20 protein-coding genes are annotated in these 20,699 nt (G+C 70.2%); 8 read left to right on the top strand and 12 right to left on the bottom strand.

The features are described from left to right. Positions 1-90: 90 nt before the first annotated feature. The 4 genes from ACZ4TO_RS30850 to ACZ4TO_RS30835 all read right to left on the bottom strand — a co-directional run bounded on the left by ACZ4TO_RS30850 (position 91) and on the right by ACZ4TO_RS30835 (position 2,857). Complete coding sequence (locus tag ACZ4TO_RS30850; protein WP_468025913.1) at positions 91-612, bottom strand: GNAT family N-acetyltransferase; 522 nt, start codon at positions 610-612, stop codon at positions 91-93. 225 nt (positions 613-837) lie between these two features. After that, positions 838-1,164 (bottom strand): ANTAR domain-containing protein, encoded by a 327-nt coding sequence (locus ACZ4TO_RS30845; RefSeq protein WP_385041618.1) that lies wholly within the window; start codon positions 1,162-1,164, stop codon positions 838-840. Between the two features lie 34 nt (positions 1,165-1,198). After that, complete coding sequence (locus ACZ4TO_RS30840) at positions 1,199-2,047, bottom strand: SigB/SigF/SigG family RNA polymerase sigma factor (RefSeq protein WP_468025912.1); 849 nt, start codon at positions 2,045-2,047, stop codon at positions 1,199-1,201. A 348-nt stretch (positions 2,048-2,395) separates the two neighbouring features. Next, on the bottom strand, positions 2,396-2,857 hold the full coding sequence (locus tag ACZ4TO_RS30835; RefSeq protein WP_382778508.1) for an SRPBCC family protein: 462 nt from the start codon (positions 2,855-2,857) through the stop codon (positions 2,396-2,398). Positions 2,858-3,055: 198 nt separating this feature from the next. Here ACZ4TO_RS30835 and ACZ4TO_RS30830 point away from each other — a divergent pair, with 198 nt between their 5' ends. Continuing rightward, positions 3,056-3,523 (top strand): hypothetical protein, encoded by a 468-nt coding sequence (locus ACZ4TO_RS30830; protein WP_468025911.1) that lies wholly within the window; start codon positions 3,056-3,058, stop codon positions 3,521-3,523. Between the two features lie 170 nt (positions 3,524-3,693). Here the strand turns inward: ACZ4TO_RS30830 and ACZ4TO_RS30825 are convergent, their stop codons facing one another. Beyond that, positions 3,694-4,182: a flavin reductase family protein gene (locus ACZ4TO_RS30825; protein ID WP_468025910.1), complete on the bottom strand. Its 489-nt coding sequence runs from the start codon at positions 4,180-4,182 to the stop codon at positions 3,694-3,696. A gap of 431 nt (positions 4,183-4,613) precedes the next feature. Here ACZ4TO_RS30825 and ACZ4TO_RS30820 point away from each other — a divergent pair, with 431 nt between their 5' ends. After that, a complete protein-coding gene (locus ACZ4TO_RS30820; protein ID WP_468025909.1) occupies positions 4,614-5,624 on the top strand; it encodes an AI-2E family transporter in 1,011 nt (336 codons plus the stop codon). A gap of 294 nt (positions 5,625-5,918) precedes the next feature. On the opposite strand, the gene ACZ4TO_RS30815 is transcribed toward ACZ4TO_RS30820, so the two are convergent. The 4 genes from ACZ4TO_RS30815 to ACZ4TO_RS30800 all read right to left on the bottom strand — a co-directional run bounded on the left by ACZ4TO_RS30815 (position 5,919) and on the right by ACZ4TO_RS30800 (position 9,704). Further along, positions 5,919-6,089, bottom strand: a complete 171-nt coding sequence (locus ACZ4TO_RS30815; protein ID WP_355774985.1) for a hydrophobic protein — start codon at positions 6,087-6,089, stop codon at positions 5,919-5,921. A 335-nt stretch (positions 6,090-6,424) separates the two neighbouring features. Beyond that, positions 6,425-7,297: an AraC family transcriptional regulator gene (locus tag ACZ4TO_RS30810; protein WP_468025908.1), complete on the bottom strand. Its 873-nt coding sequence runs from the start codon at positions 7,295-7,297 to the stop codon at positions 6,425-6,427. A 161-nt stretch (positions 7,298-7,458) separates the two neighbouring features. After that, entirely contained in the window at positions 7,459-8,643 is a 1,185-nt protein-coding gene (locus ACZ4TO_RS30805) for an alcohol dehydrogenase catalytic domain-containing protein (protein WP_468025907.1), read from the bottom strand. A 41-nt stretch (positions 8,644-8,684) separates the two neighbouring features. Then, entirely contained in the window at positions 8,685-9,704 is a 1,020-nt protein-coding gene (locus tag ACZ4TO_RS30800; protein WP_468025906.1) for an SDR family NAD(P)-dependent oxidoreductase, read from the bottom strand. Positions 9,705-9,994: 290 nt separating this feature from the next. Between ACZ4TO_RS30800 and ACZ4TO_RS30795 the strand changes: the two genes are divergently transcribed. From ACZ4TO_RS30795 to ACZ4TO_RS30775, 5 genes are all read left to right on the top strand, one after another. Beyond that, entirely contained in the window at positions 9,995-10,798 is an 804-nt protein-coding gene (locus ACZ4TO_RS30795; protein ID WP_468025905.1) for an alpha/beta fold hydrolase, read from the top strand. Beyond that, complete coding sequence (locus tag ACZ4TO_RS30790) at positions 10,798-12,126, top strand: PP2C family protein-serine/threonine phosphatase (RefSeq protein WP_468025904.1); 1,329 nt, start codon at positions 10,798-10,800, stop codon at positions 12,124-12,126. Before ACZ4TO_RS30795 ends, ACZ4TO_RS30790 begins: the two co-directional genes overlap by 1 nt. Then, entirely contained in the window at positions 12,126-12,485 is a 360-nt protein-coding gene (locus tag ACZ4TO_RS30785; protein ID WP_468025903.1) for an STAS domain-containing protein, read from the top strand. Before ACZ4TO_RS30790 ends, ACZ4TO_RS30785 begins: the two co-directional genes overlap by 1 nt. A gap of 125 nt (positions 12,486-12,610) precedes the next feature. Continuing rightward, entirely contained in the window at positions 12,611-14,233 is a 1,623-nt protein-coding gene (locus tag ACZ4TO_RS30780; protein WP_468025902.1) for a sulfite oxidase, read from the top strand. Between the two features lie 149 nt (positions 14,234-14,382). Beyond that, the gene (locus ACZ4TO_RS30775; RefSeq protein ID WP_382778498.1) at positions 14,383-15,045 is read left to right on the top strand and encodes a fasciclin domain-containing protein; all 663 of its coding nucleotides are present in this window, start codon (positions 14,383-14,385) and stop codon (positions 15,043-15,045) included. Positions 15,046-15,088: 43 nt separating this feature from the next. On the opposite strand, the gene ACZ4TO_RS30770 is transcribed toward ACZ4TO_RS30775, so the two are convergent. The 3 genes from ACZ4TO_RS30770 to ACZ4TO_RS30760 all read right to left on the bottom strand — a co-directional run bounded on the left by ACZ4TO_RS30770 (position 15,089) and on the right by ACZ4TO_RS30760 (position 17,888). Then, on the bottom strand, positions 15,089-15,799 hold the full coding sequence (locus tag ACZ4TO_RS30770) for a hypothetical protein (protein WP_468025901.1): 711 nt from the start codon (positions 15,797-15,799) through the stop codon (positions 15,089-15,091). 70 nt (positions 15,800-15,869) lie between these two features. Continuing rightward, positions 15,870-16,763 carry a PhzF family phenazine biosynthesis protein gene (locus ACZ4TO_RS30765; RefSeq protein ID WP_468025900.1) on the bottom strand — a complete coding sequence of 298 codons (894 nt, stop codon included), beginning with the start codon at positions 16,761-16,763 and terminating at the stop codon, positions 15,870-15,872. 96 nt (positions 16,764-16,859) lie between these two features. Continuing rightward, positions 16,860-17,888 (bottom strand): S66 family peptidase, encoded by a 1,029-nt coding sequence (locus tag ACZ4TO_RS30760; protein ID WP_468025899.1) that lies wholly within the window; start codon positions 17,886-17,888, stop codon positions 16,860-16,862. A gap of 638 nt (positions 17,889-18,526) precedes the next feature. Between ACZ4TO_RS30760 and ACZ4TO_RS30755 the strand changes: the two genes are divergently transcribed. Continuing rightward, positions 18,527-20,695, top strand: coding sequence for a SpoIIE family protein phosphatase (locus ACZ4TO_RS30755; protein ID WP_468025898.1), 2,169 nt, complete (start codon positions 18,527-18,529; stop codon positions 20,693-20,695). The last annotated feature ends 4 nt before the right edge of the window (positions 20,696-20,699 follow it).

The following is a 20,699-nucleotide window of genomic DNA, read 5'->3' as shown; positions in this document are numbered from 1 at the left end:
TGTCCTGGCGTGTGGCAGGCGCCTTGGGCGGCAGGCTGAGTGGTGGTGACACGAACGCCGGTCGTGATCCTCACATCGAACGTGCACCGTTCAGGGTTCAACTCGATGAGTCTCAGGAAACCAGTCGGCCCTTGCGAGGCTCATCTCCAGTGCGGACGAGGACTGTCCGTTCCCTTGGTCCGTGGCGGGAAGCACCTTGGCCAGGCGAAACCCGAGGCGCTCGTACAGCCGCACCGCGCTGTCGTTGTGGCTGAAGACCCCCAGCTCCACTCGCTCCAGGCCCAGTCGGGCAAAGCCGAAGGTCAGCACGAGCGTCAGCAACGCGCTCCCGTATCCCTGGCCTCGGGCGTCCGGGGCGACGAGGACCCGCCCGAGCCTTGCGGACACGCCGTCAGCAGCCAACCGTAGCGAGGCATGGCCCACCATTCGGCCGTCGGCTCCGACTCCCGTCCAAGTCCGGCGTCCCGGCTCCGCCACATACGCGGCGAGTTGCACATCGTCCAGCGGCCAGGTGAATCCGGGACCGGCCCAATTCGCCAGTTCGGCCGGTCCGGATATCCACGACGCGACAACACCGGCGTCGGCAAGGGTGAACGGGCTCAGCTCAACCATTTCTCGCACCTTCACGATCGGTTCCCGTACCCGGGCGAAGCGGACGAGGGTTGTTCGGACCCACCATGAGAACAGGAGCCCGGGTCGACGCCGGTGCGGGCCGGAGCGTCCTCTTCACGGCTGGACCGATGCGATGGGAGGCTTGTCTCCGGCATCCGGCATCCGGCATCCGGCATCCGGCATCCGGGGCAGGCGGCGTCCGTCCTGGCGCGCGGCGCCGGATTCTCAGGGCGTCCGGCGCGAGGAAGCGGGGCGCTGGTGCCGGATGGCCTCTTCCAGGGCGATCCGAAGGCCCAGATTGAGTTCGCCCGTGGACGTCCAGGCCGTGAGCAGTTCAGCGATACGACCCAAGTCGATCCCCGTGCGCCTGGAGACCTCGGACAGCGCGAGCCCGGCCTGGTCCGTGTCCAGTCGGCCCAGGGCCATCATCACGCCCGTCGCTCGTTCGACCACGGCCTGCCCGTCGCCCTCGGACCGGGGCCGATCGGAGTGCGGCATCTCGGTGTTGCCGGCAGAACGTTCGCCGTGTCCGAGACCCGGTCGCCGGCTCACGTGCGCTCGCCCCCTCGACTCCTGGCTCGCCTGGTCACTGCGCCAGCGCCCCTTGGCGGACGAGGGCGCAGCTCCGGGTGATGAGGCGGGAGACCTGCATCTGGGAGATGCCGAGCTTCTCGGCGATGCGGCTTTGCGTCATGTCTTCGAAGAACCGCATGTAGAGGACGGCCCGCTGTTGCTCGGGGAGCCGGCGCAGTTCCTTCTTGGCCGCCTCCCGGTCGACGATGGTGTCGAAGGAGGAGTCGGTGCCTCCCAGGGTGTCGCCGAGACTGTATCCATCGGCTCCGGTGCCTGTTTCGGCGTCCAGTGACAGGGCGCTGAAGCTCTCCATGGCCTCCAGCCCGGCGCTCACCTCGTCTTCCGTGAGGCGGGTGTGGGCGGCGATGTCAGCGGGAGTCGGCTCGGCCGCGCCGGGCCTCTGGCTGAGTTCCCTGCGGGCGACGCGTACGCGGTTGCGCAGGTCCTGGACGCGGCGCGGGACGCGCACGGCCCACATCCGGTCCCGGAAGTGCCGCTTCACCTCTCCGGTGATGGTCGGAACAGCGTAGCTCTCGAAGGCGCCTCGGGCGGGGTCGAACCGGTCGACGGCCTTGACGAGGCCGAGGGCCGCGATCTGGCGGAGGTCCTCGATGGCTTCGCCGCGGTTGCGGAACCGGCCGGCGATGCGGTGGGCCATCGGAAGCCAGACAGTGACCAGTTCATCGCGTACGACGTCCCGCTCCGGTCCGTCGTCCAGTGTCACGAGCCGGGTGAAGCCCGCGCTCGTGTCGGGTGAGTCGTCGTAACCACGGCCGGTGGAGACGGAACGGACAGGCCGGGGCTCGGCGGTGGTGCAGGTGGTGTGCTTCCGGTCGGGACGGTCGGGGCTCTCGGTCAGCATGCGGATCCCTCCTGGGGGCGCGTCCGCTGATCCGTGGGGACAGGGGACGCAGACCCGTGCGCGAATGACGGGACTTGCCACACGGAGAGCCGCACAGAGCGCCGAAGGAAGCTGCGGCCGCGTGAGTAGTCTCCGCCTGGCTGCGCCTCCGGTCCGAAGCACAATCCCCGCCTTCCCGTCCCCACCACCCGCAAACAACCTCACCCACGGGCCCGCCGCACACCGCGCGAGTACGGCCACGCCGGCGCGCATGCCGCACACCCTCGCGGAGACAGCGGAAGGTGAGCCGGCCCCGTTCCTCCGCCGGAAGTTACCAAGTGGCTGCACCGGCTTCCTGCGGCGGAGGGATCAGCGGGCCGAGGCTCCGCCGGAACCGAGATGGCTGTCCACCGCTTGTGGCATTCGGCGGGTCACCTCGTCCCCGAGGCGCTCGAACTCCCCGCGCAGGAACGGAGAGGCCAGCCGGGCCAGGCCGTGGAAGTCGATGTGGGCCCGGTACGTGAGAAGGGTGCCGCCGCTCTCCGCGCGGAAGGTCATGTCGTCCGTGGAGGTGGCCGTGCGGTTGCGTCCGACAAAGGTCAGCCGCTCGTCCTCGAGCCGGACCAACCGGTAGCGGAGTTCGGTGCGCCGTCCGCGGAACGTCGAGACGTTGAGCCACTCCGCACCCTCGGCTACGGGGGCGTCGGCTCTGGCCGGACGGCAGCTCACCGTGCCCGGGTCCCATTCCTGCGCGTGCGAGAAGTCGGCCAGGTAGGCCACCACGTCCGGCAGAGGGTGGTGCAGGGTGAGCGTGCGCTCGACTTCGACCATGGAACGTCCCTTTCGCGGAGACCGCAGCGGCTGACTTCAGGCTTCGGGAGGCCTGCCTGCATGCTCTTCCCGGTGGCGACGCCGACCGGATGCAGCGGCCTGGCCCACGGCACGTGACCAGCCTGAATAGTCCGAACACGCGTTCCGTAGTATCGCGTCGCCTGGACAAGGTTCCAGCCCGACGAATCGAGTGAGCCCATGAGCGACGACGTCCTCTCCGTGATTCCGACCGACCCGAACTGGCAGCCCGAGCAGGCCGCGGCTGACCGTACTGCGTCGATCGTGGAGGACCTGGCTCCCGGGCTCCCCGGTGGCGTCGATGTGGAGATCGACGTCACCTGGCACGACAACCTCACCGCGGTCGACTGTGGCGAGAACCTGGAGAGGATCGGTTGTCCCCACTGCGGCGCGTCGATCGACACCGAGTGGTGGGGCGACATGCTCGGAGCCCATGGCGACGACGGCTTCGCCACCCTCGCCGTGATCGTCCCCTGCTGCGGCACCGCGACCTCGCTGGACGCACTGGACTACGACTGGCCCTGTGGCTTCGCCCGATTCGAGATCGCCGTCTGGAATCCCGAGCGCGCCTGGTTCAGCGACCAGGACCTGACCATCATCGGGGACGCACTCGGACATCCGGTGCGGCAGATCAGGGCTCACATCTGACACGTCTCGGTCCGAGGGCCGAGGGCCGAGGGACGAGGCGCCGGTGCGCCGCCACCCGGTGCTGCCGGGGCGATCGTCGGGACGGGACATGGGTGGGGTCCGACACTCCCTCGGAACTTATGGATTCCTTGGACGGCCCAGGGCTGCGTCAACCTGCGAAGAGCCGCTGGTCAGTTCGCCGGATGGCCCGGGGTGATGTCATGGGTGTCGTTCAACGTCAGCAGAGGGGGGCGGTCGCCCGCGGGATTTTCCGCCGCCTCCGGAGCGAGCAGGAAACCGACGTGGTCGCCGCCGTCGATCCGTTCCTCCACGCGGCCGACGAACCAGGCGGGGGCCTCGTCGAGGAGAAGTGATCCACCCGGTCCCGAGTGCCACGGGACGTCGGCGAACTTGTCCGTGCGGTCGCCGGTCTCGGCGCCGAAGAGCCGGGCCAGCCGGTGCTGGTCGCCGCGGAGCAGATGGACCGCGAGTCGTTCGGCGCGCTCGGCCACCCGGTACGTCCGGTTGGCTTTGGACAGCCACACCATGAACCGGGCGGGCTGGATCGAGCATTGCGATGCGAATCCGACCAGACAGGCGGCCTTTTCCCCGTCGGCCTCCGCGGTCACGACGTACATCGGGTAGTCGAGCAGGTCGGTGAAGGGGTCGAGTTCGGTCACGGTGTTCGGCTCCCGCCTCAGGAGATCGGATGCGGGCCAAGCGTTCACCATGCGGGTACCCCGGTCGGCTCACGACGCGCCGGGCGGGCACGGACGCGGTACGAGCGCAGTACCTGGGTAACCGGGTCTGTGCCGCAAGGCGCCTCGGGCGAAGTGCTCGTGGGCGGTGAGGGCAAGAAGCGCTCAGGAGCGGCCTGAGGGACACGTCCCACGCCCGTTCGAGGCAGTCGAGGAGAGGCGTCGCGATGTCTGTGGAGTCCGGGTCCGGGCCCGAGTCCGTTCGGCAGGTGCACGGTGTGCTGGAGGAAGCGGGCGCACACGGCTCCGATTCCGGCCCGGAGGACGCCGTAGAGACGTCTCGGAAGGCACCCCAAGAGCCACCCCAGGAGCCGCCGCGTCGAGATCCACGTCGCGGGCGCGGGCGGTCGTGGGTGACGGTGGGATTCGGTCTGGGCCTGGGCGCGAGTCTGGCGTGGCTCGCCGTTCAGACCGTTCTGCGGGTCAGTTCGATGCTGACCTTGCTGCTGCTGGCCGTGTTCATCGCCATCAGCCTGGAGCCGCTCGTCGTGTGGTTCACGCACCGGCGTCTGCGGCGCGGCTGGGCCGTCGCGATCGTCCTGACGGGGTTCATCGTGGTCCTCGGCGGATTCCTGGCTCTGGTCATTCCACCGGTGACCAAGGAGATGTCCTCCGTGGTCGACGCGGTGCCCGGCTGGTTGCAGCAGATCCACGACCACCAGTCGACGCTCGGCCGCCTGGAGGACCGCTACCACCTCGTCGAGAAGGCCAAGCAGCAGATCGGCTCGGGAGACGGGGCGACCGGCCTGGCGGGCGGTGTCCTCGGCGCGGGCCAGATGGTCCTGAGTACCCTCACGTCCACGGCGATCGTGATCACGGTGACCTTGTACTGCATGGCGGCCCTGCCGGCCATCAAGCAGTTCTGCTACCGCTTCGTGGCCGCGAGCCGGCGCGAACGCGTCGAGGGCGTGGCCGAAGAGATCATGAATCGCATCGGGAAGTTCATGCTCGGCAACCTCGTCACCTCGGGGATCGCCGGCCTGGCGACCTTCGCCTGGTGCGTGGCCACCGGCGTTCCCTACGCTGCCGCCCTGGGAATCTTCACCGCGCTGATGGACCTGATTCCGATCGTCGGCTCCACTCTCGCGGGCATCGTCGTCAGCCTCGTCGCGCTGTCCGTGTCCCTGCCGATCGCGATCGGGACCGCGGTCTTCTACGTCGTCTTCCGGGTCGCCGAGGACTACTTCATCGTGCCGAGGGCCATGAAGTTCGCGGTCGACGTCCACCCACTGGTCACCGTCCTCGCGGTGCTGGTCGGTGGTGCGCTCCTCGGCATCATCGGCGCCCTCGTCGCCATCCCGGCGGCCGTCGCCGTCGGTCTGGTCCTCGACGAGTACGTGTTTCCGCAGAAGGAACGGAACTGAAGGCGTTTCGTTCCGCACGGTCGCCCGGTAGCCGCAGAGGCCGTCGCCGACAGGGAACGGTTCCCTTGTCGTGATTCCATTCCGCTCCACGTCCGACCGCCCGACCGTGGAGTTCTTTTGAGAGCCGCCGAATTCGGTGGCCTCACCGGCCTCTCCGAGTGCACCCGAAAGTCGAGACAGGTCACGTTCGGGGCGTTTTGATGCTCGGGGCGTTTTGATGCGGGGGAGACAAACGGGTGGGCCCCGACACCGAAGTGTCGGGGCCCACCCGTGGATACAGCCGGTCTGACTGACTCACCAGCGGTACCAGCGGCCACGCCTGCCACCGCTCGCCGTCGGTCGGATCACGAAGCCGAGAGCCCACACGATCAGCACGATGACCGCGATCCACCACAGCGCCTTGAGCGCGAAACCGGCACCGAAGAGGATCAGTGCGAGCAGAAGAACAAGAAGAACGGGAACCATAGTTATCAACCTCCGGAGCATCGGATGCCCGCCGGGTCGATCCGTATACCTGGCAATCTCGGATTCTTGAGGATCTTGCCTCAGCATCCTGAAGGCGCGGAATTCACTGGGGAAATCTCGGATTCGAGTGGGGGATCGGGGGTAATGAAGGCCCCTTGATGAAGGCCCCCTTGCACTGACCGCGACGGCCGAGACGGGCGTCGCGACGATTGTCGGCGCACCCGGCGCACCCGGCGCACCCGGCGCACCCGGCGCACCCGGCGCACCCGGCGCACCCGGCGCACCCGGCGCACTGGCTCACCCGCGCATCCTCCGCACCCGGCACACCCTCCGCATCAGGACGTGGTCCGCGACACCGGAATCCAGAGCTGTGCCTCGGAGTGGGTCGGGTCGTCCTGGGCCGGGCGGGTCCGCAGGATCTCCGGTCCCGGTCGGTACTCGTACGGATTGGACGGGATCCACTGGGCGGCCACGTCGCCCCACATCTGCTGCAGCGCCTCCGGGAACGGCCCGGTGTTGTCGAACACGGCCCAGGTGCCCGCCGGGCAGTCCAGGACGTCGAGGTCCTCGGGCACCTCGGCGGCCGTGGTCACCACCGCGTGGTAGTAGTCGAGTTCGCTGCCCTCCTCGAAGCCGTCCGACAGACGGACGGTCGCCGACACCACACCCTCGGGGTCGTCGTCCGAGAGCCCGGCGATCCGGACCATCGTCTCCGCCGGGATGCTCCGGATGAGCTCGGCGATGTGCGGGTTGACGCCGTGGTAGATCAGCGGCACGCGCGCCTTCCTGCCGACGACCCGGAATGCCTTCTTCTCCACGATGCGATACCGCATGGTGCTGTTCCCTTCGACGGTGAGGCGGAAGGACAGCCGGGCCTGCGAATTCAGCGCCGCGCCGGTGCGCCTGGCCTCGCCGGGACCGACGCCGTGCACGGCGCGGAACGCCCGGGCGAAAGCCTCCCCCGACGTGTAGCCGTAGCGGATCGCGGTCTCCAGCAACGTCGTCTCCCCGCCCAGGACTTCGGCTCCCGCGACGGTGAGACGGCGGCGCCGGATGTACTCCGACAGCGGCATGCCCGCCAGCGTGGAGAACAGCCGCCGGAAGTGGTACTCCGACGTGACCGAGATCCGGGCCAGCTCGGCCACCTCGATGTGCTCGTCGAGGTGACCCTCGATGTACTCCATGGCCTGGTTCAACCGATCCAGCAAGCCCGGCCTCCTTCCCTTTCGAGCACCAAGGTATGAAGGACCAAGCCTGCCGCACCCGACATCCTGTGCCCGCTCCGGTCGGGTGGCGTGCCCCCGGCCCGGCGCCGATGCCTCTGCGGTCCCGGGTGGGGTGGAATCAGGGTCGAGCGTGGATCCCGGGGTCAGGGGTGGAGGAGCGTCTTGACCATGGCGTCCTCCTTGGCCTGGAACATCGCGTAGGCCTTCGGGGCGTCCTCCAGTGGCATGTCGTGGGTCTTGAAGGAGTCCACGCCGAGCGGATCGGAGTCGGTCAGCAGCGGCAGGATGTCCTCGACCCAGCGCCACACGTTCGCCTGGCCCATCCGGAGCTGGATCTGCTTGTCGAACATGGTCAGCAGGGGCATCGGGCTCGCCGCCCCTCCGTACACGCCGGAGACGGAGACCGTGCCCCCGCGCCGTACCAGCTCGATCGCCGTGTGCAGGGCCGTCAGCCGGTCCACGCCCGCCCGCTCCATGAGCGGCTGCGCGACACTGTCCGGAAGCAGGGTGGTGACCCACTGGGCGGCCTTCGCGAACGGCGCTCCGTGCGCCTCCATCCCGACGGCGTCGATGACCGCGTCGGTTCCCCGCCCCTCGGTCAACTCTTGTACGGATGCGCTGAGTTCGGTCCCCTCGTGTCGGGCGTCGAAGCACGTGACGCCGTGGGCTGAGGCGCGCGAGAGCCGATCGGAGACCGGGTCGATCCCGATCACCAGACCGGCCCCGCGGTGTTGCGCGATGCGGGTCGCCATGTCACCGATCGGGCCGAGCCCGAGGACGGTCACGGTGCCGCCGTCGGGGATGTCGGCGTACTCGACCGCCTGCCAGGCCGTCGGCAGGACGTCGGACAGATAGACGTAGCGGTCGTCCGGCGGCCCGTCCGGGACCTTGATCGGCAGCCTGTTGCCGAACGGGACCCGCAGCAGCTCGGCCTGTCCGCCCGGGACCTGACCGTAGAGCTTGGTGTACCCGAAGAGCGAGGCACCGGTACCGCGTTCACGGACCTGTGTGGTCTCGCATTGCGAGTGCAGTCCGCGGTCGCACATGTGGCAGTCGCGGCACGACACGTTGAAGGGGATCACGACGCGGTCGCCCGGTCCGAGGGCGTGGACCTCGGACCCGACGTACTCGACCACACCCATGGGTTCGTGCCCCAGGATGTCCCCGGGGTCCAGATAGGGGCCGAACAACTCGTAGAGATGAAGGTCGGATCCACAAATGCCGCTCGACGTGATCCGTACGATCACGTCGTCGGGCTTCTCGATCCGCGGGTCCGGCACGGTCTCCACACGGACGTCCCGCTTGCCGTGCCAGGTCAGTGCGCGCATGAGAGCTCCTTCTTGTCGCAGGGTTCGACTCGTGCCGGGGGTCAGGCACTGGTCGGCGGGCCGGGAATCCGCTGGTTGTAGCGGCGGGCGGCCCGGTCGTTGAGGTTGCTGCCCAGCCTGCGGATCTTCTCCGTCCAGGTGGCAGCGGACCGATCGATGCCGTGGCCCTGCTCGATGCCCTGGCCCGCGGTACCGGTGTCGCGCGGCGCGGACGGGGGCGGGGGCAGGAGCCGGGCGGCGAGCCCGTTGAGCCGCGTGACCGTGGCCGGTGCCACGCCGTGCGCCAGCGAAGCGGCCCGCGCGGCGGGAGTGAGCACCAGGCGGGTCCGGCGTTTCTCCAGTGCCCGTACGATGCGTTCCGCCGCACGGTCGGCGTCCATCGAGACGACGGGTGCCCCGGAGAGAGCCGAGAACCAGGCGAACTCCTGGGACGAGCGTCCGCCGAACTCGGCCTGAAGATGCGAGCCGGTGCGCATCAGCCCGGGATGCACGGTCGTGACGCTGAGGTCGTCCCCGGTCGTCTCGGCCCGGAGTCCTTCGCCCAGCGCTCCGACGGCCGCCTTGGCGCACGAGTACGGCAGCAGGTGCGGCACGGCGAGCAGCCCGCCGACCGAGCCGATGAGGCACAGGCGGCCTCCGGCCTCGCTCGCGCGCAGGGAGGGGAGTGCCGCCATGGCCGTGTTCACCGCGCCGCCGAAGATGGTCTCCATGGCGTCCTCGAAGGCCCGGCTGTCGAGCGACGCCACCGGGGCCACCTGGATGACACCGGCGTTGGCGACGACGACGTCCAGCCCGCCGTGCCGGGCATCCACCTGCCGGACCACCGACTCCACGGCGCGGCGGTCACGGACGTCGCACACCGCGGTGGAGAACTTCTTGCCCGTCTTCTCCTCGGCCCATTCGGCGCCCCGGCGCAGTTCGTCCTCGTCGCGGGCCGCCATCGTGACCAGGCAGCCGCGCAGGGCCAGCCGCGCGGACAGCAGAAGCCCGAGGCCCCTGGACCCACCTGTCACCAGTGCGGACAGGCCGGCCAGATCCGACCGGCGTGGAGTCGATGCCACTTTCATCACCTCACTCGGGGGAGGGGCGCCGAGTACCCGGACCGGGTGAGCGCACTCGCGAGGTCAGACTCCGGATCGTCCCGCCCGCACTCCGCTCGTCTCGGCGGCGTGCCCGCGCACCACGGCAGAGCTGGGGCGTCTCTTCGCGGCGGTCGTGCTCTTCCGGCCGTCGTGCCCTCCCGGAGGCCGCGCCTTTCCGGAGGTGAATCGGTTTGCGGGAGAGGTGGAAGGGATACACGGGGTGGATGGTCGCAATGGGGTACCAGGCAGGTCCTGAGAGACTGCCGGGCATGGATGTCGCTCGTAGGAACAATGTCACCGTCACCGGCAACCCGCGGGGACGCACGGTGGTGCTGGCGCATGGGTTCGGCTGCGACCAGAACATGTGGCGGCTGACCGTGCCCGCCCTGGCCGACGACTACAGGGTGGTGCTGTTCGACTACGTCGGCGCGGGCCGCTCGGACGCGGCCGCGTTCTCGGCGGATCGCTATGCCTCGCTGAGCGGCTACGCCCAGGACGTGGTGGAGGTGTGCGAGGCGCTCGACCTGCACGACGCCGTGTTCGTGGGCCATTCCGTGAGCGCGATGATCGGCGTACTGGCGGCCGCCGCGGCCCCGGAGCGGATCGGGGCGCTCGTCATGGTGGCTCCCTCCGCGCGGTACATCGACGACGACGGTTATCGCGGCGGCTTCAGCGCCGAGGACATCGACGAGCTGCTGGCGTCACTGGAGTCGAACTATCTGGGCTGGTCGGCGGCGATGGCACCGGTGATCATGGGGAACGCGGACCGGCCGGAGCTCGGTGACGAGCTGAAGAACAGCTTCTGCGCCACCGATCCGGAGATGGCGCGCGTCTTCGCCCGCACCACGTTCCTGTCGGACTCGCGGGACGACCTGAAGACGGTGACGGTGCCGACCCTGGTGCTCGAGTGCACCCAGGACGTGATCGCTCCCCGCGAGGTCGGGGCGTTCATCCACCGGGCGATCCCCGGTTCGACGCTGGTCACCCTGGACGCGTACGGCCACTGCCCGCACCTGTCCGCGCCCGAGGCCACCAATGACGCCATCCGTACGTTCCTGTCGGGCCAAGGGTGATGTGCCGCGCCGGACAGCACTCCGATCCGCACGAGGCCGACGACAAGAAGGAGTCCGGCGCCGCGTTCGCCTCACTGCTGGAGGACAGCGCCGAGGACCTCTACGAGAGCGCGCCGTGCGGATACCTGTCGACACTGATGGACGGCACCATAGCGAAGATCAACACCACGTTGCTGACCTGGATCGGCCTGGAACGTGAGGCGGTGGTGGGCCGCATGCGGTTCACCGACCTGCTGACCGTGGGCGGAAAGCTCTACCACGAGACGCACTTCGCGCCGCTGCTGCGGATGCGGGGCGAGATCAACGGCATCGCCCTGGAACTCAAGCAGCCCGGGGGCCGGATGCCGGTGCTGGTCTCCTCCGTGGTCAAGCACGGCAGCACCGGCGAGCCCCTGCTGATCCGCACCACCCTCTTCGACGCCCGGGACCGCCGGGCCTACGAGGAGGAACTCCTGCGCGGCCGCAAGGCGGCGGAGGAGGCGCGCGAACAGGCGGAGGAAGCACGCGAACAGGCGGAGGGGGCGCGCAAGCGGGCGGAGGCCGACCGGGCCCGGCTGGAGGACGCCCTCGCCGTCCTCCAGCAGTCACTGCTGCCCGACACCCTGCCGCCGATCCCCGGGGTGGACACGGCCGCCGGCTATCACACCGCCCATCCCGACCGGCTCGGCGGCGACTTCTACGACGTCTTCCCCATCGACGGCAAGCGCTTCGGGTTCTTCCTCGGCGACGTGTGCGGCAAGGGGCCCCAGGCCGCCGCGGTCACCTCCCTGACCCGCTACACCCTGCGCGCCGCGGCCCTGCACGACCCCGATCCCGTCTCCGCCCTGAGCACCCTCAACAAGGTGCTCTACGAGCGGTACGCGGGCGGCAGCGGTGACCCGCGGTACTGCACCGCCGTGTTCGGCACCCTCGAACCCGACCCCGCCACCGGACAGGTCGCGGTCCACCTGGCCTCGGGCGGCCATCCGCCGGTCATCGTGCTACGAGCCGAAGGCACCGCCGACTTCCTGCCCACCCCCGGTGGTCTCCTCGTCGGCATCCTCCCTTCCGCCCGCTTCACCGCGGCCAGGACCGTGCTCGCCCCCGGGGACACCCTGCTGCTCTACACCGACGGCATCACCGAGGCCCGTACGACCGAGGACCGGAAGAGCCTGTACGGGGACGAGGCCCTGCTCGCCTTCGCCGCCGACCACGCCGGCGAGCCCGCACCGGCGGTCATCCAGGCCCTCACCGGCCTGCTGCACGGCTTCGGAGACGGGCTCGACGACGACACGGCCCTGCTCGCCCTCGGCGTCCCGGCCACCGACACCCTGACGAAAAGCACCTGATGAGCCCGCTGAAGATCACCACCCGAGATGCAGCCACCGGTCCCGTTCTGGAGATCGCCGGGGAACTTGACTTCGACACCGCCTCCGAACTACGGGAGTTGATCCCCACCGTCGCCCTCCGGCCGGGCCAGCGCCTCACGTTGGACCTCGGCCGCATGGAATTCTGCGACTCCAGCGGACTCAGCGCCCTGATCGCGGCCCACCACCATGCCCACACCGCTCAGGCGGACATAGCGCTGGAGGCCGTACCGGCCAACACGCTCCGCATCCTGCGGATCGTCGGACTCGACCAGCTCTTCTCCCTCGGCCAGGGCGGCGACACGGGCATCGGGACGGGGCCGGAGCCCGTGAACGGGTAGCCGGCCGCTTCACGAAGCGGGCGTCTTATCCGTTGCGGAACGCCTCGTGGATGGGTGGAACATCTCGTTTCACCCGATCAGGTGGGTCGACCAATCCGTCCGGGGCGCAGAACCGGATTCCCCATGTGAGGGACGAAGAGAAGGATCAACGAGCACGGACAGGTCTGTCGCGCTGGGCGCTCGGTGCGCTGAGCGGGGCTTTGGCCGCGTTCGCCGCGCTGGCGGTGGCCGAACTGGTCGCCGCGGTGGTGCGTCCGCAGTCCAGTCCGATCGTCGCGGTGGGTGGCGCGTCCATCGACGCGACTCCCGCTCCGGTCAAGGACTGGGCGATCCGCCACTTCGGCACGAACGACAAGCTCGTGCTGGAGCTCGGCATCCTCGCCGTGCTGGCTGTCGCGGCGCTGGCGCTGGGTGTCCTGGCGGTGCGGTTCCGGCGGGTCGGAACCGCCGGAGTCCTTCTCTTCGGGGTCGTGGGGGCGGCGGCAGCCGTCAACCGGCCCGACTCGGTCGGCCCCGCCGACATGCTCCCCTCCGTCGTGGGGGCCATGGCCGGGGCCCTGCTTCTGTACGTCCTCGTGGGCCGCCTGACCGCGGTGAAGCCATCACCGGCGCCGGCCGAGGCAGCCGCCGAGGGCGCGGACTCACCCCTGCGCGCGGACTGGGACCGACGGGGATTCGTGCTGGCGGCCGCGTCGGCCGCCGCGGCCTCCGCCGCGGTGGGCGTGGTCGGCCGGTCACTGAACGCCTCGCGCGGCCGGGGAGCGGTCACCTCACGCGAAAGGATCGTGCTGCCGGCCCCTCGGTCACCGGCACGACCGGTACCCAGGGGTGCCGGGCTCCGGGTCCCCGGCATCAGCCCCTTCGTCACCCCGAACGGCGACTTCTACCGGGTGGACACCGCGCTCGTGGTGCCCAAGGTGGACGCCACCGGCTGGCGGCTGCGCATCCACGGCAAGGGGGTACGCCGTCCGACCACCTACTCCTTCGACGACCTCCTGCACAGGGAGCTCATCGAGCGGAACATCACCCTGACCTGCGTCTCCAACGAGGTCGGCGGCCCCTACGTGGGCAACGCCCGCTGGACCGGCGTACGTCTGGCCGATCTGCTGGCCGAGTGCGGGGTGAGGCCTCCGTCCCGGGGAGGTCCGGCGGACCAGTTGGTGGCACGGTCGGTGGACGGCATGACGATCGGCTCCCCGGTCGAGGAACTCATGGACGGCCGCGACGCGATGCTCGCCCTCGGCATGAACGGTGAGCCGCTGCCCTTCCAACACGGTTTCCCGGTACGGATGGTGGTCCCGGGCCTGTACGGATTCGTCTCGGCCTGCAAATGGATCGAGGACATCGAGCTCACCACCTTCGATTCCTACGACCCGTACTGGGTCAAGCGGGGCTGGGCCCGCCGGGCCCCGATCAAGACCGAATCGCGCATCGACACCCCCAAGCCCTTCGCCCGGCCCAAATCCGGCACGGTGATGATCGCCGGCGTCGCCTGGGCCCAGCACCGGGGCATCGAGAAGGTCGAAGTCCGCATCGACGACGGCCCCTGGCAGAAGGCCCACCTGGCCGCTGAGGACACCCGCGACACCTGGCGCCAGTGGTCGATGCCCTGGAAGGCCACCCGAGGCGGCCACACCCTCACTGTCCGCGCGACGGACCGCACCGGTGCCGTGCAGACCGAAAAACGCACCCGCACCATTCCCGACGGCGCCAGCGGGCGGCACTCCGTCGTCGTCACCGTCGACTAGCCGCGCCCGCCCCTGGCGACCAGCCGCGCCGCCCCCTCGGGACCAGCCGCGCCGGGACCGCGACAGGGCCCGCGCCCCCTCCCGAACCACCTGTCCGCACAACCCCAGACGCAGCCGCATCGTGCTGCGCTTTCCAACAGGAGAACATGATGAACACTCGTATCCGTCGTACCTCCGGCCTTCTCGCCGCCGCGGCCGTGCTGCCCCTGGCCCTGGCCGCCTGCTCCAACGGCAGCAGCGACTCGGGCAAGTCCGATTCCGGCAGTTCGGCGGCGGCTTCCGCGACAACCGGCGGTGACAAGATGGCCGACTCCGGCAGCAGCGCGAGCAGCATGGACCAGCCCTTCGGCCCGGCCTGTTCCTCCGTTCCGAAGGATGGCGCCGGCTCGTTCGACGGCATGGCCAAGGACCCGGTCGCGACCGCCGCCTCCAACAACCCCGCGCTCTCCACCCTGGTGACGGCGGTGAAGAAGGCGGGCCTGGTCGACACCCTCAACAACGCCCAGAACATCACCGTGTTCGCGCCGACCAACGACGCGTTCGCCAAGATCCCGAAGGCCACGCTGGACAAGGTCCTCAACGACAAGGCCCAGCTCACGAAGATCCTCACCTACCACGTCGTCGGCCAGAAGCTGACGCCGAAGGACCTGGAGAACGGCTCCTTCACCACGCTGGAGAAGTCGAAGGTCATGACGTCCGGTTCGGGCGAGTCCTACACGGTCAACGACTCCGCCAAGGTGGTCTGCGGCAACGTGAAGACCGCCAACGCCAACGTGTACATCATCGACACGGTCCTGATGCCCAAGAGCTGACACCCGCGCCCGCGGGGGAGGCATGTGGTCGGTGAAGCAGAGCTCAGTTCTGGTTCACCGGCCACACCGCCGCAGGGTCGCAGTGGTCCGGGCACGCGAGCAGGTAGACCTCGTTGGCCAGGAACAGGTTGTAGGTGTCGGCGCCGACGCTGTACGGCTGCTCCGGCAGGCCGGGGTGGACGGCGAACTCCATGCTCTCCGGCACCTGGCAGAGGTACACCAGGTCGGAGCCGCACGCGCACCGGTAGTACTCGGGGTCCTGCGCCCAGGACGGCGTGCCTCCGACCTTGAAGTCCTGCGCTCCGAGTCCGCGGGGTCCGGGCGTGTCCACGAACGGGCTCAGCGTCAACGGCAGTGCGCGGACGGCCGGTTCGGCTTCCGCCGTGGGCACGCCGGCGCTCCGCTGGAGCAGCACGCGCCAGAACGGACGCGGGTAGGGCGGTTGTGGCGCGTCCCAGTACCGGGGGACGAGGCGGCCGTCGGTCAACTCCGGTTCGGAGGCGTCGTTGTGGGCACGGCAGTGGAACACCATCAGGTGGTCTCCGCCGAAGTGCGGTAGGTCCATGGGTATGTCGAGCTGGAAGAACAGGGCCAACCGCTCGCCGCAGAAGCACTCGGGCCAGTCGTCGGCGTCGTCCAGGAAGGGCCAGCCGCCGACAGAGTTCCGCTCGGGCCGTTCCAGCGGCTCGGTCCCGACCTCGATGCTGTGGGCGGGCAGCGCCACCGGCGTGTCCCTCGTACTGTTTTCGGCCATCCGCTCACCCTAGTGGCTCTGCTGTGAAGGCTGATCGCGGGTGCGGCGGCGTCGACCCGGGGCCGCGTAACTACACGGAGAAGCGCAGTACTTGTCCGATCCGCGCGGCCCCGGTGATGTCGACCAGCGCACCCGGGGAAGCACCGCGTGGGCGGGCGGTCACGGTGGCAGGACAGCCCAATCCATCGCCCATGTCGAGCTCGATCCGGGGTGTTCCGTTGCGGGCCAGGAGGTGGGCGGCCAGGCAGGCTGAGCTGTTCACGTTGGCGATGTCCTCGGGTACGCCGATCGACGGGGCGAACATGCGGGCCGCGACCCGGCCCGTCTCCCCACCGGGGGAGTGGACGAAGCAGCCCAGCAGATCCAGGCGCGTACATACGGCCGTGAGCCGGTCGAGGTCCGGGGCCAGTGTCGCGAGAGCGGACCGGGAGGGCACCGGGACGAGCAGTCGCGGACGACCCAGGGTCGCGATGCAGGCCCCGGTCGCGGCCGCTGCGGGGAGCCCCAAATTGGGGAGAAGCAGACCGAGTTCGTACGGCGTCGGCTCACGCAGGTCGATCGGGCCGGCCCCGAAGGTGACGTCCACGGACGAGGCCGACGCCCCGAGGACCGCGCGCCCCGTGATGACCCGCTCCGACACCCGTACCTCGACCCGGTGCTCCTCGCGGCCCGCGTGCGCCGCGAGGAAGGCCAGGGCGGCGACGGTGCCGTGGCCGCACGCGGGCAGTGCCCCCTCGGTGGTGAAGAAGCGCGCCGTGACCACGGGCCGTACGTTCGCGGGACCGTCCGCCGGAGCGGGGTCGTTCGAGAGGAAGACGGCATGAGAGGTACCGGCCAGGGCGGGCACGCGGCGCCGCTCGTCATCGGTCAACGGACTGTCGGTCGAGGTCGAGAGGCCCTCGGCGACGACCGCGGTCGGACTCCCGCCACGGCCTCCGCGCAGACACGCGTGCACGATCGTCACGGACAGATCACCCCGGCCCGCGGACGACCGTGACAGGCGGCGCGTCATCGGACAGGGGACAGATCGAAGGCGCGCCAGGGGTGACCGGCCCGCACGTCAGGCCAGCTTCTGTGTCAGCTCGCCGCGCAGCGCGGAGTGGACGATGCGGCCGTGGGCCCCGTTGACGATCGGCATGTACGGCGGGACGTGGCCGCACTCGACGTCGGCGATGACGGGCACGTCCAGGGAGCCGAGCGCGTCCAGGACCGCTTCCCGGTGGCTGAGCGAGCTGTGGTCCCGCGCCCTGCTCCGGCCGACGAGGATCGCGTTCGCGTGGTCGAAGAATCCGGCGAGCCGCATGCCGTGCAGGCTTCGGCAGACCGTGAAGACGTCGCTGCCCGCGTCCTCCACGTACACCAGGAGTCCGTCCGGGGATTCGGCGCGGGCGAAGGCCGAGGTGTCGAGGTAGCCCGTGCCCGCGAGGTTGCACAGGGCCTCGATACAGCCTCCGATCAGCCTGCCCTCGGCCTCCACGTCCCCGGTCCCGTCCAGCCGGGTCCAGGTGCCGGGGGTGTCGAGCGTGAAATCGCGTACTTCGGGATGGCCGACGAAGTCGTCGAAGCCCGTGGTCCGATGACGGCCGGGCGGACGCTGCGTGAACCGGTGGCCCGCGGGCGCGGCGACGATGTCGAGCCACGACAGCAGGCCCTCGGGGACGCGGTACGGCGTGTCCATGAGGTTGTTGCCGTGGAGGGTCGCCGTCCCGGTGAGCAGGGTCAGCGGTGTCATCAGGGTCGACAGGTCGGAGAACCCGACGAGCCAGGTCGGCTCCGCCGCGCGCAGCTCGTCCCAGTCGAGCAGCGACACCAGGTCGATCGCGGTCTCCCCGCCCCACGGCGGGACGACCGCCCGGACGGTCGGGTCGGTCAGCATCGCCATCAGCTCGTCCGCCCGCTCGGCGGCCGGGGCGCTCACGTGCCCGGAGCCGTCCATGCACGCGCCGACCACGACCTCGTACCCCCGTGCCCGGACCTCGCGGACGGCCACGTCCAGCCGCTCCCGCATCTCCTTGGGAACTCCGCTGGACGGAGAGGTGACGCCGACACGGTCGCCGGGACGCAAGGGGCTGGGGAATCGCACGGGCATGCGCGGGAGTCTGGCACGGCCGCCCGCCGGGGCGACCACTGCTTTTCGGCCTTCGTGCCACCTGCCGGTGCGCGGCATGTGTCCCGAGGATGTGGGGCCTGTGGGTGGACAGGGAGCGCGGAGAGGTGAAGGCTCGCATCTGAGCAATACGTTCGAAAAATGTCTAAAACGGGCACATCGCGGAACTTGGGAGAGGCCGAGGAGGCAGGAAGATGCGTCGAGAAATGGTGCAGAAGAAGCCCGACAGGAAGCCCGAGCCCGGTCGCCGCGCGCACGAGGAAGCCGAGCAACGTCCGCGTCCCGAGGTCCGAAAGGACATCGCGCGCACCTGGTGGCCGGACGGGTAGGCCGACAGGAGCGTGCCGCAGCCCTGTGAGCGTGCCGGGGCACGCGAACCTGACCGTCGAGGGTGGCTGCGGAGGAGGTTCGCCGCTGTGTCGACCGACCCGAGAAGGGTGAATCCCGGCCGCGCCGAGGAGACGATCCGCACGGGCACGTCGAGCCCTGCCGAGGCCGGCACGTCGAGCGCTGCCGCGGAGCCGAGCCCTGGGGAGGCCAGCCCTGGGAAGGCCAGCCAAGCCGCGGAGCCGAGCCCTGCCGGGAAGGCCGGCCCTGCGGGGATGCCTGGTCGTGCGGGGATGCCGAGCCCGGCGGGCGAGGGGCCCGCCGGAACGGCGAGCGGTATCGGGCCGCTGGCGGAGTCGGTGGCCCTGGCCGTCCGTCGTACGGGAGCGTCCGGCGGAGGCGTCTACCTCGTGGACGGGACCGGGCAGAATCTGCGACTGACGGTGGGCTGCGGGCTCCCCGCCGACGTCGCCGACTCCTGGTGGCAGGTGCCCGTGTCCGCCTCGGTCCCGGTCGCCGAGGCGTTCCGTGACGACCGTGTCGTGTGGGTCGGCTCGCAGGGGGAGATGGCTCTCTCCTATCCGCAGACCGCGGCGGCGCTGCCCTACCAGTACGCACTGGCCTCGGCGCCGCTCTCCGGCCGCAGCCGAAGCTGGGGCGTGCTGTTCCTGTTCTGGCCGGCCGCCCACTCCGGGCGGGCCTCGCCGAGGGAGAGAGGGAACTTCGCCGCCCACGGCCGAAGGGTCGCCCGGGTCATCGAGGACGCCGGCAGAGCGTTCGTACCACCGGACGAGCCCCTCATGATCCCCGGGGACGGCGCCTCCGAGCGCTTCGCCCTGTCCACCGACGCGCCCGCCGATCTCCTGGAACGGCTGCCCGAGGGCTTCCTCGCCCTCGACCTGCAGGGCAGGATCACCTTCATCACCGGCCGGGCCGCGTCACTCCTGGGCCGCCGCGTCAGCCGCCTCCTGGGAACCAGGCCCTGGCAGTCCCTGCCCTGGATGGACCAGGCCTTCGTCGAGGACCACTACCGCACCGCGGTCATCAGCCGCGAGCCCGTCGGCTTCACCGTTCTGAGGCCGCCGGACACCTGGCTCGACATCGAACTCCACCCCGACGCCAGCGGCATCAGCGTCCGCCTCGACGCCCGCCGTTCCGGGCCCGGCGATCCACCGAGGACGGCCTCTCCGGCAACGGCCGGTGCGTCCGTCGGCCGTCTGTACCAGCTCGTGCATCTCGCGGCGGCCCTCACGGACGTGGTCGGCGTGCAGGACGTCGTCGACCTGATAGCCGTCCAGATCCTGCCCGCGTTCGGGGCCGACGGCATGGTCCTGTCCGCGGCGGACGCCGGACGCCTGAGGATCATGGGCCACCACGGCTACGACGCGGAGACCATCGAACGCCTCGACGGCCTTCCCGTCGGCACCAGCCTGACGCCCGCGGGAGAGGCGCTGCTCAGGGGCATCCCCCTCTTCTTCTCCGACCCCGACGAACTCGCACGCGACTATCCCGCCGCGCCACGGATCAGCGGAAAGCAGGCCTGGGCCTTCCTGCCGCTCATCGTCGACGCCCGCCCCGTCGGCTGCTGCATCCTCACCTACGCCCGCCCCCACACCTTCACCGCCGACGACCGGGCCATCCTCACGTCGCTCGGCGGACTCGTCGCCCAGGCCCTCGACCGGGCGCGCCTCTACGACGCCAAGCTCGACCTGGCCCACACGCTCCAGCAGGCGCTCCTCCCGCGCAGCCTGCCCACCCTCGGCGGACTGGAGGTGGCGGCGCGGTATCTCCCCGCGGGCCACGGCATGGACGTGGGCGGCGACTTCTACGACCTCATCCGGCTCGACCACACGACCGCGGCTGCCGTCATCGGCGACGTCCAGGGGCACAACATGGCGGCCGCCGCCCTCATGGGACAGGTCCGTACGGCCGTCCACGCCACCGCGGGCGCGCGGCCCGACGAAGTACTCTCCCGCACCAACCGCGTCCTCGCCGACCTGGAACCCGATCTCCTCGTGTCCTGTCTGTACGCGCACATCGACCTCGCTCACGGGCGGATGAGCCTGGCCAGCGCCGGCCACGTTCCACCCCTGCTCCACCGGCCCGGCGAACGCCCCGTCGTGCTGGAGATCGAGCCGGGTCCGCTGCTCGGCATCGGCGTCGACCTCCCGTACCCGATCACCACGGTTCCGATGCCCCCGGGCACGACCCTCGCCCTGTACACCGACGGACTGGTCGAGGTGCCCGGCACCGACCTCGACCGGTTGACCGGCGAGCTCGCGCAGCTCCTCGCGGGCCCGTCACGCCCCGCCCGGCTCATAGACGAGCTCATCCAGCACTCCTGGCCCCACGGCCTGCCGACCGACGACATCGCCGTACTGCTCCTGAAGGCCGGCGAGGCACGGAGGGCCGCTGGTGCCGGGAGCGCGCACGCTTCCCGCGCCCGTTCCGCAGACGGGTGACGTC

It is taken from the genome of Streptomyces sp. NPDC028298 (assembly GCF_055565895.1).
The sequence above is the reverse complement of the archived record's forward strand: the minus strand, read 5'-3'. Positions and strand labels throughout refer to the sequence as shown.

Bases quoted from the DNA above. Each gene is read 5' to 3' on its own strand.
- ACZ4TO_RS30850 (WP_468025913.1), bottom strand. From the start codon at position 612: ATGGTTGAGCTGAGCCCGTTCACCCTTGCCGACGCCGGTGTTGTCGCG.
- ACZ4TO_RS30840 (WP_468025912.1), bottom strand. From the start codon at position 2,047: ATGCTGACCGAGAGCCCCGACCGTCCCGACCGGAAGCACACCACCTGC.
- ACZ4TO_RS30835 (WP_382778508.1), bottom strand. From the start codon at position 2,857: ATGGTCGAAGTCGAGCGCACGCTCACCCTGCACCACCCTCTGCCGGAC.
- ACZ4TO_RS30830 (WP_468025911.1), top strand. From the start codon at position 3,056: ATGAGCGACGACGTCCTCTCCGTGATTCCGACCGACCCGAACTGGCAG.
- ACZ4TO_RS30815 (WP_355774985.1), bottom strand. From the start codon at position 6,089: ATGGTTCCCGTTCTTCTTGTTCTTCTGCTCGCACTGATCCTCTTCGGT.
- ACZ4TO_RS30805 (WP_468025907.1), bottom strand. From the start codon at position 8,643: ATGCGCGCACTGACCTGGCACGGCAAGCGGGACGTCCGTGTGGAGACC.
- ACZ4TO_RS30795 (WP_468025905.1), top strand. From the start codon at position 9,995: ATGGATGTCGCTCGTAGGAACAATGTCACCGTCACCGGCAACCCGCGG.
- ACZ4TO_RS30790 (WP_468025904.1), top strand. From the start codon at position 10,798: ATGTGCCGCGCCGGACAGCACTCCGATCCGCACGAGGCCGACGACAAG.
- ACZ4TO_RS30785 (WP_468025903.1), top strand. From the start codon at position 12,126: ATGAGCCCGCTGAAGATCACCACCCGAGATGCAGCCACCGGTCCCGTT.
- ACZ4TO_RS30775 (WP_382778498.1), top strand. From the start codon at position 14,383: ATGAACACTCGTATCCGTCGTACCTCCGGCCTTCTCGCCGCCGCGGCC.
- ACZ4TO_RS30770 (WP_468025901.1), bottom strand. From the start codon at position 15,799: ATGGCCGAAAACAGTACGAGGGACACGCCGGTGGCGCTGCCCGCCCAC.
- ACZ4TO_RS30760 (WP_468025899.1), bottom strand. From the start codon at position 17,888: ATGCCCGTGCGATTCCCCAGCCCCTTGCGTCCCGGCGACCGTGTCGGC.
- ACZ4TO_RS30755 (WP_468025898.1), top strand. From the start codon at position 18,527: ATGCCGAGCCCGGCGGGCGAGGGGCCCGCCGGAACGGCGAGCGGTATC.